The 12646-nt window shown below is 66.9% G+C and carries 9 protein-coding genes; 4 read left to right on the top strand and 5 right to left on the bottom strand.

The annotated features are described in order from the left end of the window. Positions 1-150: 150 nt before the first annotated feature. Entirely contained in the window at positions 151-735 is a 585-nt protein-coding gene (speG, locus tag ACUDCK_RS10875; RefSeq protein WP_049074529.1) for a spermidine N1-acetyltransferase, read from the bottom strand. A 227-nt stretch (positions 736-962) separates the two neighbouring features. Beyond that, positions 963-1877 carry a LysR family transcriptional regulator gene (locus tag ACUDCK_RS10870; RefSeq protein WP_054504107.1) on the bottom strand — a complete coding sequence of 305 codons (915 nt, stop codon included), beginning with the start codon at positions 1875-1877 and terminating at the stop codon, positions 963-965. A 169-nt stretch (positions 1878-2046) separates the two neighbouring features. Here ACUDCK_RS10870 and ACUDCK_RS10865 point away from each other — a divergent pair, with 169 nt between their 5' ends. Further along, a complete protein-coding gene (locus tag ACUDCK_RS10865; RefSeq protein WP_175168136.1) occupies positions 2047-3348 on the top strand; it encodes an MFS transporter in 1302 nt (433 codons plus the stop codon). Between the two features lie 18 nt (positions 3349-3366). Further along, positions 3367-4860: a M81 family metallopeptidase gene (locus ACUDCK_RS10860; protein ID WP_175143078.1), complete on the top strand. Its 1494-nt coding sequence runs from the start codon at positions 3367-3369 to the stop codon at positions 4858-4860. Positions 4861-4912: 52 nt separating this feature from the next. Here ACUDCK_RS10860 and ACUDCK_RS10855 read toward each other — a convergent pair whose 3' ends face one another. Both ACUDCK_RS10855 and ACUDCK_RS10850 read right to left on the bottom strand, forming a co-directional pair. Then, positions 4913-5617: a riboflavin synthase subunit alpha gene (locus tag ACUDCK_RS10855; RefSeq protein ID WP_175168135.1), complete on the bottom strand. Its 705-nt coding sequence runs from the start codon at positions 5615-5617 to the stop codon at positions 4913-4915. 110 nt (positions 5618-5727) lie between these two features. Beyond that, positions 5728-7161 carry an aldehyde dehydrogenase family protein gene (locus tag ACUDCK_RS10850; RefSeq protein WP_054504103.1) on the bottom strand — a complete coding sequence of 478 codons (1434 nt, stop codon included), beginning with the start codon at positions 7159-7161 and terminating at the stop codon, positions 5728-5730. A 336-nt stretch (positions 7162-7497) separates the two neighbouring features. Between ACUDCK_RS10850 and ACUDCK_RS10845 the strand changes: the two genes are divergently transcribed. Together ACUDCK_RS10845 and ACUDCK_RS10840 are read left to right on the top strand one after the other, a co-directional pair. Further along, a complete protein-coding gene (locus ACUDCK_RS10845) occupies positions 7498-8301 on the top strand; it encodes a FadR/GntR family transcriptional regulator (RefSeq protein WP_064523704.1) in 804 nt (267 codons plus the stop codon). A gap of 107 nt (positions 8302-8408) precedes the next feature. Continuing rightward, positions 8409-9185 carry a 3-oxoacyl-ACP reductase gene (locus ACUDCK_RS10840; protein ID WP_064523701.1) on the top strand — a complete coding sequence of 259 codons (777 nt, stop codon included), beginning with the start codon at positions 8409-8411 and terminating at the stop codon, positions 9183-9185. A gap of 28 nt (positions 9186-9213) precedes the next feature. Here ACUDCK_RS10840 and ACUDCK_RS10835 read toward each other — a convergent pair whose 3' ends face one another. Next, a complete protein-coding gene (locus ACUDCK_RS10835; protein WP_175168134.1) occupies positions 9214-12555 on the bottom strand; it encodes a DEAD/DEAH box helicase in 3342 nt (1113 codons plus the stop codon). Between the last annotated feature and the right edge of the window lie 91 nt (positions 12556-12646).

The raw sequence follows: 12646 nt of genomic DNA, 5'->3' as shown, positions 1-12646 counted from the left end.
CGCCCCGGCAGGAATCTCCTGCCGGGGCGTTTTTCCACATCGGCGCGGCGCCGCGCTCCCGCGCCGTCTGATCGTTCAAGCCGCACTGCCCGGGAAGGCGGCCGGGGCCGCCTCGATCATGCGGCGATGCAACGCCGATCGCGCCGCGCGTCAGCCCGTCTGTTCTTCCTGCGGCCAGTCGCGCAGCACCGGCGCGTCCGGGGCGCCCGGCCCGACCTCGCGCAGGTGATCGTGCTGCAACAGCGCCATGCGGTAGGCGTCGCGGTAGGCGCCGTTGGAAAAGAACTCTTCCTTGAGCAGCCCTTCGATCTGGAAGCCGCAGCGCTCGTAGATGTGCACGGCGGCGCGGTTGTCCTTGTCCACCACCAGGTAGACCTTGTGCAGGTTCAGCACGCGGAAGGCGTAGCCCACCGCGATGCGGGTGGCGGCCTTGGCGTAGCCCCGGCCCTGGTAGCTGGGCGCGATGATGATCTGGAATTCGGCGCGGCGGTGGATGTAGTCGATCTCCACCAGTTCCACCAGGCCGGCCGGCTGGCCGGTGTCGTGCTCGATGATGAAGCGCCGCTCGTTCTGGTCATGCAAGTGGCGGTCATAGAGGGCGACCAGTTCGTCGTAGGCCTCGTAAGGCTCTTCGAACCAATAACGCATGATGACGTCGTTATTGTTGATCTTGTGCACGAAGTGCAGGTCGCCGCGCTCCAGGGGGCGTATTTTGATATCGGATATTACCGACATAGAAACCTCCGAAAGTGCTGCCATTGTAGCTGACACCACCCCGAAAAGCCCATTACATGGCGATTTCACCAGAAGAATGGCTTGTTTATTGACCTACAGCAGAAAAATGGCTGAAAAAGCGCATGAATACTGGAACTTTCAATATTCACGCGCCGCCATCCGTAACGAAATCCACCCGCAGCCCGGGCCGGGCATTGCCCCCCCTGCCCTTGGCACACATGCCGCCATTACGGCGCCGCGAATGCCGGCAGGCGCTGTTCGATGCGCCGCACCACCTCGTTGGCGGCCGATGACAGCGGCCGCCCCAGACGCAGCAGCATCTGGCACTCGGGCGCGCTCAGGATCGGATGCGCGATCGGCAGCGCCACCAGTTCGCCGCTGGCCAATTCGTGATGCACGCCCAGGTTCGGCATCAGCGTCACCCCGGCGCCGCTGATCGCGTACTGCTTGAGCACGCGCAGCGAATTGGTGGTCAAGCTCGGCGTCAGGTGGATGCGTTCCGTGAACTCCAGCAGGTCGACCGCCTGGCGCAAGCCATACGGCGCGGACATCAGCGCGAATGGATACGGCAGGATGTCGGCGATGGTGAGCGGCGCGCGGCGCCGCGCCAGCGCATGGCCTGGCGGCGCCAGCAGGCAGACCGGATGCTTGCGGCTGGCGCGGCAGCGCAGCCGCGGATCGACCGGCGGGTTGTAGGCCAGGCCGATGTGCGCGGCATCCGTGGCCACCGCCTCGACCACCTCGTTGACCGAGCCGACGTTGACGCTGACGTTGATGCGCGGGTGTTCGATGCAGAACGGCCCCACCACGTGCTCCATCAGGCTGTCGATGAAGCCTTCGCTGATCATCAGATGGACGTTGCCGCGCCGCATGCCGCGCAGTTCCTGCAGGCGCGTGTTCAGGTGTTCCTGCTGCGCGCGGCAGGCGCGATGGTATTCCAGCAGCATGTCGGCGGCCTCGGTCGGCGTCAGTCCGCGCGCGCGGCGCTCGAACAGCGCCACGCCCAGTTCCTTTTCCAGCAACTGGATCTGGCGGCTGATGACCGAGGGCGCGGTGCCGAGCTTGTCGGCCGCGCCGCGGATCGAGCCACAGGCCACGACCTCGTTGAAGTACTTCAGCCGCGTCTGGCTGATTTCCGCCATGGTTTCCCCTTTTGTTTTCCGTTGCTCTGAAGGCAACGACAATTTATCACCCAGGTCATTGTTTCGAACACAGTGTGCTCGCAATATGGACGCCGCGCGGACCCGCCCGGGCCCCGCCGCCATCCCACCCACCGCGGCGGGCGCAGACCCGCCCGCGAGGAGACACGCAATGCCCCATCAGGCCACGCCAGGCGCCGATCCGCGCCTGGGTCCGCTATACCGCAAGATCACCTGGCGGCTGCTGCCGTTCCTGCTGCTCTGTTATGTGTTCGCCTACCTGGACCGCATCAACATCGGCTTCGCCAAGCTGCAGATGCAGCAGGACATCGGCATCTCGGATGCCGTCTACGGCCTGGGCGCCGGCATCTTCTTTCTCGGCTACGTGATGTTCGAGGTGCCCAGTAACCTGCTGCTGACGCGCATCGGCGCGCGCCGCACAATCAGCCGCATCATGGTGCTGTGGGGCCTGACCTCGGCCTCGATGCTGTTCGTGCAGGGCGAATGGAGCTTCTACGTCCTGCGCTTCATGCTGGGCGTGTTCGAGGCCGGCTTCGCCCCCGGCATGATCTTCTACCTGACCTACTGGTACTCGCAGTCGCGCATGGCCGGCGTCATGGCGGTGGTGATGCTGGCCGGCCCGATCGGCGGCATCGTCGGCGGGCCGGTCTCGGCCTGGATCATGACGGCCTTCTCCGGCGCGCACGGGCTGGATGGCTGGCAATGGATGTTCCTGCTCGAAGGCCTGCCCTGTGTGCTGCTGGGCGTCATCGCCTTCCGCTACCTGGACGACAAGCCGGCCGAGGCGCGCTGGCTCAGCGCCGAGGAAAAGGCGCTGCTGGCCGCCGACCTGGACAGCCGCGGCGCGCACAAGAAGCACGCCTTCGCCCAGGTGCTGCGCGACCCCGCCATCTACGGCATGGCGCTGACCTACTTCTGCCTGATCTGCGGCATCTATGCGGTCAGCTTCTGGCTGCCGACGCTGCTCAAGCTGGCCGGGGTGCAGGACACCATGCAGATCGGCCTGTACTCGGCGATCCCGTACGTGGCCGCGGCGGTCTTCATGCTGGGGTTCGCGCGCAGTTCCGACCGCCTGCGCGAACGCCGCTGGCACACGCTGGTGCCGGCGCTGCTGGCCGGCGTGGCGCTGTGCATCGCCACCGCGGCGCCGACGCAATTCGCGCTATCCCTGACGGCCATCACGCTGGCCACGGGCTTCATGTGGGCCGCCTACACGGTATTCTGGGCGATTCCGTCGCAGTACCTGCAAGGGGAAGCCGCGGCGGGCGGCATCGCGCTGATCAACAGCATCGGCCTGCTGGGCGGCTTTCTCAGCCCGTCCATCATCGGCTGGGTCAAGGAATCCACCGGCAGCCTGGCTGGCGGCCTGTACGCGATCTCCGCCCTGCTGGTGGCCGGCGCCCTGCTGCTGCTGGTGAACCGTCCTCCCCAATCCGCGCCCGCGCGCGCCTGACGCTCAAAGGAATCGATCATGCACATTCTGGTGGCTGGCTTCCAGCACGAGACCAATACCTTCGCGCCGTCCAAGGCGGCCTATGAGAACTTCGTGCGCGGCGAGGGCTTTCCCGCCATGGTGCGCGGCGAGGACATGCTGGCGCTGCGCGAGGTCAACATCCCCGCCGGCGGCTTCATCAACGCCGCGCTGGCGCAGGGCCACACCGTGCGCACGGTGATCTGGGCCGGCGCCAGCCCGTCGGCCCACGTCACCCGCGACGCCTACGAACGCATCGCCGGCGAGATCGTCGACGCGGCGCGCGCCGGCGGCTTCGACGCCATCTACCTGGACCTGCACGGCGCCATGGTGGCCGAACACCTGGACGACGGCGAAGGCGAACTGCTGGCGCGGGTGCGCGCGCTGGTCGGCCCCGGCGTGCCGGTGGTCGGCAGCCTGGACCTGCACGCCAACGTCACCGTGCGGATGCTGCGCGAGGCCGACGGCCTGGCCGCGTTCCGCACCTACCCGCACGTGGACATGGCGGTGACCGGCGAGCACGCCGCGCGCCTGCTGGCCGCGCGCGTCGCGGCCGGCGACAAGTGGGTGCGCGCCGAACGCCGGCTGCCGTTCCTGATCCCCATCAACGGCATGTGCACGATGCTGCAGCCGTCGCAGGGCGTGTACGAAGAACTCGAACGCCTGGAGCGGACGCCGGGCGTGGCCTCGATCTCGTTCGCGCCGGGCTTTCCCGCGGCCGACTTTCCCGAATGCGGCCCGGTGGTGTGGGCCTACGGCACCGACGCCGACGCGGTCGAACGCGTGACCGAGGCGCTGTACCAGCGCGTGCTGGAACTGGAACCGCAATGGTCGCCCGACTTCCTGGCGCCGGCCGACGCCGTCAAGCGGGCCCAGGCGCTGGCGGCGGGCGCGTCGCGCCCCGTGGTCATCGCCGACACCCAGGACAATCCAGGCGCGGGTGGCGACGCCAACACCACCGGCATGCTGCGCGCGCTGGTCGAGGCCGACGCGCAGAACGCCGCGCTGGGCCTGTTCTACGATCCCGAGGCCGTGCGCCAGGCGACCGCCGCCGGCATCGGCAGCAAGGTGAAGCTGCGCCTGGGCGGCCAGTCCGGCGTGGCCGGCGACGCGCCGTTCGAGGGCGAATTCGTGGTCGAGACGCTGTCGCCGGGCAAACTGCGCTTCGATGGCCCGATGATGAACGGCATGGACGTGGACCTGGAGGCGGTGGCCGGGCTGCGCCTGGGCGGCGTGCGCGTGGTGGTCAGCGCCACCAAGTCGCAGATGCTGGACCGCAACCTGTTCCGCGTCGGCGGCGTGCAGCCCGAGGAGATGGCGATCCTGGTGGTGAAAAGCTCGGTGCACTTCCGCGCCGACTTCCAGCCCATCGCGCATGAGGTGCTGGTGGCCAAGGCCCCGGGCCCGATGCAGGCCGATCCCGCCGACCTGCCCTGGACCCGGCTGCAACCGGGCATCCGCATCAAGCCGATGGGGCCGGCATTCGCGGCTTGAATTCGCGGCCTGGTCTTGAACGGAACGCGGATGGGACGCGGACGGCCGCGTCCTACTTGAGCTTGCCCTGCGGGCTGACGAAATCTTCCAGCGTCAGCCCTTTTTCCTTGAGAATGGCTTCCAGCAGCGGCTGCAGCTTGCCCAGGCTTTCCTGGACCGTCTCGCGCACGGTGTCCACCACCACCTGGGTGCTGCGCTCGATCTCGATGTTGACGTGGTCGCCCACCTGCTTGTCCTCGAACACCGTCATGCGGCGGGTCTCGGGGATCAGCCAGACTTCGAACCAGCCTTCGGCGCGGTTGACCTCGGACACGGTCAGGCTGGCGCCGTTGATGGCGATGTAGCCCTTGGGGAACACGTACTTGCGAAAGGCCTCGGGGATACTGAAGCGCATCAGGCGATTGGTGTCCGAGGACTTCACCATCACCACTTCCGAGGTGAAATCGACGTGGCCGGAGAGCGGATGCCCGCCGATCTCGGCGCCATCCTTGGCGGCGCGCTCGACGTTGGCGCGGTCGCCTTCCTGGTAGCTGCCCAGCGTGGTGATGGCCAGGCTTTGCAGCATGACATCGAAGGTGGCCTGGTTGGCGTCGAGGATTTCGGTGACCGTCAGGCAGACGCCGTCGGTGGAGACGCTGGCGCCGACCGTCAGGTCCTTGCAGAAGCCGTCGGGAAACGCCAGCGTAAACGTGCGCAGGCCTTCGCGGTCCGCGATTTTCGCGATCTTCGCGGTGCCTTGGACAATACCGGTGAACATGCTGATCCTGGATATGGGGCGTGGCGCCCCTGGCAAAACATCAAAGGTAACCGATATTTTGCCACCGGGCGCCCGCCCCTGTCGGGGCGGCACGCCCGGCCGCCGCCGGATCAGTGGCGGATGGCGATGGTCTTCAGGGTGGTGAAGCCGTACAGCGCCTCGAAGCCCTTTTCACGGCCGTAGCCCGACTGGCGCGAACCGCCGAACGGCAGCTCGACGCCGCCGCCGGCGCCGTAGTTGTTGACGAACACCTGGCCGGCGCGCAGCTTGCGCGCCAGGCGCAACTGGCGGCCGCCGTCGCGGGTCCAGACGCCGGCCACCAGGCCGTAGAGCGTGCCGTTGGCGATTTCCAGCGCTTCCTCCTCGGTGTCGAACACCATGGCGGCCAGCACCGGGCCGAACACTTCTTCCTGCGCCAGCCGGCTCTTGGGCGGCACGTCGCGGAACAGCACCGGCGGCTGGTAGAAGCCGCTGTCGGGCGCGCCGTCCTTGAGCTTGCCGCGCGCGGCGACCTTCAGGCCCTCGGCTTCGGCCTCGGCCAGGAAGCCGCGCACGCGGTCGTGCTGGCGGGCGCTGATCAGCGGGCCGACGTCCAGGTCCTGCGCGGCCGGGCCGGTGACGGTGGCCGAGAACGCCTCGCCCAGGCGCGCCAGCACTTTCTCGTAGACGCCGCGCTGGATCAGCACGCGGCTGCCGGCCGAGCAGGTCTGGCCGGCGTTCTGGATGATGGCGGCCAGCAGCACCGGCATGGCGGCGTCCAGGTCGGCGTCATCGAACACGATCTGCGGCGACTTGCCGCCCAGTTCCAGCGTCACCGGCACGTGGTTCTCGGCGGCGGCGTGCGCCACCATCTTGCCGGTCTGCGGCGAGCCGGTGAACGAGATGTGGTCGATGCCCGGGTGCGCCGACAAGGCGGCGCCGGCCTCGTGGCCGTAGCCGGTGCAGATGTTCAGCGCGCCGGCTGGCAGGCCCACCTCGGCGGCGATCTCGGCCACCTTGAGCAGCGACAGGCAGGCGTCCTCGGCCGGCTTGACCACGCAGGCGTTGCCCGCGGCCAGCGCCGCGCCGACGCTGCGGCCGAAGATCTGCAGCGGATAGTTCCACGGCACGATGTGGCCGGTCACGCCATGCGCTTCGCGCACGGTCAGCACGGTGAAGCCCGGGGTATAGGGAATGGTCTCGCCGTGCAGCTTGTCGACCGCGCCGGCATAGAACTCGAAATAGCGCGCCACGGCGGCCGCGTCGGCGCGGGCCTGCTTGATCGGCTTGCCGGCGTCGGCCGATTCCAGTTGTGCCAGTTCTTCCTGGCGATCGAGCAAGGCGAAGGCGATGCGCATCAGCAGGCGGCTGCGGGCGGCCGGAGCCATCTGGCCCCACTCGCCCTCGAAGGCCGCGCGCGCGGCGACCACGGCGCGGTCCACATCCGCCTCGCCCGAGCGGGCGATGGCATCGAACGCCTTGCCATCGGAAGGGTTCAGCACGGGGATGGTTTCGCCGCTGGCGGCGGGCACCCATTGGTTGGCGATAAAGTTCTTCTGAGTCACGGTGTGCGGAGTAAAGTAGCGGCCGTTGGCCGATTGCGGAACGCGCGGATGCGGGGGTCTCCTGGCGCGGCCGGCGAAGCCGGATCGCGCCACCCGGGCGTCGGTGGCGCGCGGTGTGGTTATGGGGGTGCTGCGGATCCATCCAAGGTAAGGGAGCGCCCCACAATTTGTCAATTGAATTGACAGCTTTCGTCCCACGCTTCAGGATATTTTTCGTCCAACTCGGGTTATCCCTAGGATTTCAAAACCATAAGGCGTTCGTCCCACGGCGGGACGCCTGGTCAGATTTGTCATGACACCGAACAAACCCGGCGCCCGCGCCATGGGAGCAAGTCAATGAGCAAAGTGCGCGATCCGCAGCTGGACAAGCTGCTCACCGCGGCCAGCCGGCCGCGGCCGGAACTTGAGGTCCTGGCCGAAGTGGCCTCGGGCCTGGGCTACGTGCGCGCCGAACGCTTCGCCGAACGGGTCTACGAAAGCCTGTTCTACGCCATCGCCACGGGCAAGATCGCGCCGGGCGCCAAGCTGCCGACCGAACTGGAACTGGCCGCGCTGTTCGAGGTATCGCGGCCGGTGGTGCGCCAGGCGCTGGACCGCCTGCGGGAAGACCAGTTGGTCGAGTCGGTGCGCGGCTCGGGCAGCTACGTGCGCGCCAAGCCCGACCTGATGGGCGGCATGCCCGCCGTCGACCCGGCGCGCCGCGTCGGCCACATCTTGGAAGGGCTGGAATTGCGCATGGTGATCGAACCGGAATGCGCCTACCTGGCCGCGTTGCGCCGCACCGACGACGACCTGCTGGAAATGGACCGCATGCTGGCCGGCTACGAAGCCGCCGACGCCGCCGGCGCCATCGCCCACCATCACGACTATGGCTTTCACCGCGCGATCGCGGCGGCCACCGGCAACCAGCGCTTCGTCCAGGTGCTCAAATCACTGGAGTACGACGTCAGCCACGCCGTCAACATGATGCGCCACCTGGTCCACAGCGAACCCTGGAAGCGCACCCGCGCCGCCATCGACGAACACCGCCAGATTTACCGCCTGATCCGCGAACAGGACGCCGAGGGCGCCCGCAACATCATGCGCGCGCATATCGAAAAAGCCCGCAGCCGCATGCTCAACAGCGGCTCGGAACATTGAGGCGGCGCCGGCGCTGCCCCGTCCGCGCGGCGGCTCATGCGGTCCGTCCGGCGCCACCGCATTTTTCCTGACCCGATTCACTGCCTGATTTCCGCCTGATTCCCACCATGCCCAGCCTTCCCCTCCCCCTGGACCAGCAACTCGTCATCGTCACCGGCGCCAGCCGCGGCCTGGGCGCGGCCATTGCCCGCGCCTTTCTGCGAGAAGGCGCGCGGGTGGTCATCAATTATCTGAACAGCGACGCCGCGGCGCGCGAACTGGCCGCCACCGCCCCGGACCGCGCGCTGGCCGTGCAGGCCGATGTGCGCGATGGCGAGGCCGTCGCCGCCATGGTGGCGCGCGCCAGCGAACATTTCGGCCGGCCGGTCGGCACCGTGGTCAACAACGCCCTGCCCGCCTTCCAGTTCGACGGCGACGCCCGCCCCCACGCCGACACGCTCGACTGGGCGCGCATGAACGCGCAACTGGAAGGCAGCGTGCGCGCCGCCCTGAACACCACCCAGGCCGTGCTGCCGTCGATGCGCGCCGCCGGCGGCGGCCGAATCATCAACGTCGGCACCAACCTGGTCCAGAACCCGGTGGTGCCGTACCACGACTACACCGCGGCCAAGGCCGCTCTGCTGGCGTTCACGCGCACGCTGTCGCACGAGCTGGGGGCGGACGGCATCACCGTCAACATGGTGTCCGGCGGGCTGCTGCGCACCACCGACGCCTCGGCCGCCACCCCGGCCGCGGTGTTCGACCTGATCGCCGCCAGCACGCCGCTGCGCGAAGTGACCACGCCCGAACAGTTCGCCGACGCGGTGCTGTTTTTCGCCAGCCCGTGGTCGCGCGCGGTGACGGGGCAGAATTTGATTGTGGATGGAGGGCTGGTCAAGGGGTGATGCGGCCGCGTCGCGTCGACGAATGTGGTTAATGCGAGGGCGGCTCGCTGCCGATACCAAGGCGCTGGTCAAGAACGCGGAAATAGGGGCGTTGGCCCCAAGCGGCGCGATCGCCGATCACATACAGCCGGGCCTTGGCCCGGCTGACCGCCACATTGAGCAGGTTGGGGCTTTGCGCAGCCCAATCCTTGGCCCCCGGGCGCTGCGGGTTGCCGCCCAGCACCAGGATAACGATTTCGGCCTCCTTGCCCTGGGTCGTGTGCACCGTCCCGGTCTTGGCAGGATCGAGTCCCAGCATCCGGGCCATCGCGCGCAGTTGCGTCGCCGCATCCTTGAACGGCGAGATCAGGAAAATGTCCTTGGGCGCGACCTGATGCTCAGCCTGCAACGACCGCAATAGCTTCCTGGCAGCCTCCCCTTCCTCGGGCACCCAATTGCCCACACTGGTTTGCGCGCGTACGTCGATCCAATGGCAATGCGGCCACGAATGGGCGGACGGCGATTTCCCTTGAACCATCAGCCCGTCATAAGCAATGTCGTTGCTGATGGAAAACATCGGATCATCGCAACGGCGGTGTACACGCAGAGGCGAACCGACCCAGACTTTCCCGTTCTCCTTGCCAGGCAGCCAGGTCCCCATCGACATGCTCTGATCCGACAGGCACTGCGCCGATGTGAAGCTGGGCCACCAATCCCGAGGTACTTCATAGTGCCGAGCCAGTGCGCCCTCGACCGCCGCCGGCATGCCCAGCACGGGTTCAAGCTGGTTGGGATCGCTCACCACGACGGTGCGCGCCGAGCGCCAAATGGCGCCGGCGGCCTGTTGTGGCAGCGCCTGGCCGGCTTCGTCGATCAAAAGCCAGCCGATCGACTCCCGGCCAAGCGAATGGAACATGCGAGGAATCGAGGCAAAGGTCGTGGAAATCACCGGCACCACGAGCGCGAGGCTACCGAGCGCCACCCGCGCCATGTCTTCAGGCATGCCCTTACCTTGGAGCCAGTTCGAGGCCAAGCCAAGGTTGTCGATGATCTCCTGGGGATGTGACTCGATGAAAGCGCGATGCACATCCAATCCGGCCAGAAACAGATCTTGCCGCGCGCGGCGCCAAGCCGGCGTTGACCAGGGCGAAGACAATTCGCGGGCGGCGTCATCGGCGCTGGATTGCGGCCAGTACGCCCCCAAGCGTTGCATTGCCTGCAGACATGCATGCCTGGCAGCGTCAAGCCGGTCCAATGCCTCCTGATGAGCGACCTGCTTTTGCCGCAAGGCTGTCCTAAGCTTCTCGTCCCCACCGGCCGCATCCTGATGAGCCGCCTTGGCCTTCTTGCACTCCGCGGCCAGGGCATCGTGATCGGCCCTGGATTGCCTGACTTGAGCATCGATCTGGCTGCGTCTGTTCCACCAATCCCGGTGCGAGCGTCCCCAGGTCGAAAGCCAGATCAGCAATCCAGGCCTGGCCCGATCGTGGCTGGCCAATTCAGCTTGTGCCGCCGCACACTGCTTAAGCGCGCCGGCCATCCGCGCTTGCAGGTCGTCGACGCACTCCCGTAGCGTCGGCAGCGCGGCCTGTCGCGCCGCGAGTTCGACCTCGATAGCTCGCGCGCCACGCTCTAGTTCCTCGGCCTGAGCGCGCGCCTTGACGACGGCCTCCGGAAGTTTCGCGTTCGCCTCCAAGACGCTTCGGCATTGACGTTCGGCCTCCTGCGCCTGTTCGAACCGGGCCACGGCCTGTGCCCAACCGATCACCGGCTTGCGTCCGCCGTCGATGATCCGGCTCAGGTGATAGCGCAGCCCTTCCCCGCCCTCGACAAAGGGATTGGCGTCCCATCGAGCCAGAAGCGCCGCTTGCGTGGGATCGTCTTGCGCGTCCGGCTGATTTTTCCTGGAATAGACGCCAGGGGGATTCTTCCACCAGAAGCTGTTCATGAACGCGCCACGGTTGGCCTTCGATCCCATGCGCGCGGCCAGGAGGCCCCAGGCGGCATTGCCCAGGACGTTGCCGGCCAGGCACTGGTAATAACCATCCGGATGCGCACTGCGCCCGGCCGCATCGGCGGGTACGGCCTTGACGCCAGGCAGTTCCAGCGAAATGTTCTCCACCGCGCCGTTGTTGGCCGAGGCCACAACGATGGCGAACCCGCTCAGGTCAGCGTGCAACGGTCGATAGTTGCACCAGAATTCACCCAGTTTCTTTGTCGTCCGCCCGGCAAAGGCCTGCCCTCCCAACCGGGCAAGGTGCGCCGCGCGCGCCGTGACAACCGCCGCCACCACATCGCGTAGCAAGGTGGTCTTGCCCGTGCCCGGCGGTCCATTGATCGCAAAAATTCCAGGCTTGGCTTCGAGCTGGCGCCACAGTTCGTTGACGGCCAGTTGCTGGCTGAACGCAAGCGGATGATCCGAAGGCCAACTTCCCGCAGGAAAAGCCGGAGGATTCAACGCCGCGAAGGCAGTCGCCACTCCATGAGCCTCGCGCAGATCCACGCGCGCAGGATCCACCTTTGCCGCCGCCTGGATATATTCGGCCAGCCCTTTCCCGACATTGCCATCGACCCAGGCTCGGCGCAGCGCGTTGAGATCGCCCACAAAGAAACTATTCAGCAGATCATCGCCCGGCTGGGGATCGGACGTGCCCTGATCTCCCGTCGCGTCGGCTCTCTTGACCTGGACGCATTTGGCGGCGTGGGTCGAGGAGATCATCCCCTCGGGCAGTAGACAAAGGGCGGCAATGCGCCCGCTCAACGCATCGAGCCAGGCACGGGTGGGCGGCGCTTTTTTCTCTCGCGCCGCGGCCGTGGCGCCGACGAGCCACTGCATAAGCCGGCGGACCAGCATGTCGAAGCCCGCATAGCCGCTGTTCGGGCTCGGGATCTCGGGATTGGCCTCTGGCAAGCCGGCGGTGACGATCCTGCCGCCCTCTTCCAGCACCGCGATGCCGTCAGGGTAATGCAGGATCTGCCCTGCAGCCCAACATGCCAGGGACAGCACAAAACTCTGTGGCAGAGGATAGCCGTCTTCGTCGAAAGCCAGGTCAAAGAGGCGGCCTTGGCCACTGGGGCGGCGCTCGTCGAATACATCCTCGTGCGAACCAACCTTGACTTCCAGCAATGCCGCAAACCGCTCGATCTCGTAGAGCCCCGCCTGCAGCGTGTAGCGCCAGGCAAGGCGCGGCGCAATGCGTTTGGCCCGGTGTTTTGGATCGAACCAGGGCAAGGACTCGTCCGCGCGCAACCGGTAGACAGGCTCGGTGAGGTGGGAGGGATTGGCTTTCTCGGCCTTTTGCGGGACGCACGCCTCGACGGCGCGCCAGAACCCTAGTATTCGCGGGGCTTGAGATATCGCAGGCTGCCGGCCCTGCTGTTGTTCTGCCATTGTTTTGTTCTCTTTTGAGGACTGCGGAACTTCCGATAAAAGTCGGATATTGGCGTTCTTTAAATTATACAAATTGATAATAATTTATACG

Source organism: Achromobacter sp. CF-sbj1-Ac2-l (genome assembly GCF_052698165.1).
Note: the sequence above shows the minus strand (reverse complement) of the source record. Positions and strands in the feature narration are given on the sequence as shown.

What these genes read in the sequence shown, in the direction of transcription:
- ACUDCK_RS10870 (WP_054504107.1), bottom strand. Translation starts at nt 1,877, where the DNA reads ATGGCGGAAATCAGCCAGACGCGGCTGAAGTACTTCAACGAGGTCGTG.
- speG (WP_049074529.1), bottom strand. Translation starts at nt 735, where the DNA reads ATGTCGGTAATATCCGATATCAAAATACGCCCCCTGGAGCGCGGCGAC.
- ACUDCK_RS10840 (WP_064523701.1), top strand. Translation starts at nt 8,409, where the DNA reads ATGCCCAGCCTTCCCCTCCCCCTGGACCAGCAACTCGTCATCGTCACC.
- ACUDCK_RS10855 (WP_175168135.1), bottom strand. Translation starts at nt 5,617, where the DNA reads ATGTTCACCGGTATTGTCCAAGGCACCGCGAAGATCGCGAAAATCGCG.
- ACUDCK_RS10835 (WP_175168134.1), bottom strand. Translation starts at nt 12,555, where the DNA reads ATGGCAGAACAACAGCAGGGCCGGCAGCCTGCGATATCTCAAGCCCCG.
- ACUDCK_RS10860 (WP_175143078.1), top strand. Translation starts at nt 3,367, where the DNA reads ATGCACATTCTGGTGGCTGGCTTCCAGCACGAGACCAATACCTTCGCG.
- ACUDCK_RS10865 (WP_175168136.1), top strand. Translation starts at nt 2,047, where the DNA reads ATGCCCCATCAGGCCACGCCAGGCGCCGATCCGCGCCTGGGTCCGCTA.
- ACUDCK_RS10845 (WP_064523704.1), top strand. Translation starts at nt 7,498, where the DNA reads ATGAGCAAAGTGCGCGATCCGCAGCTGGACAAGCTGCTCACCGCGGCC.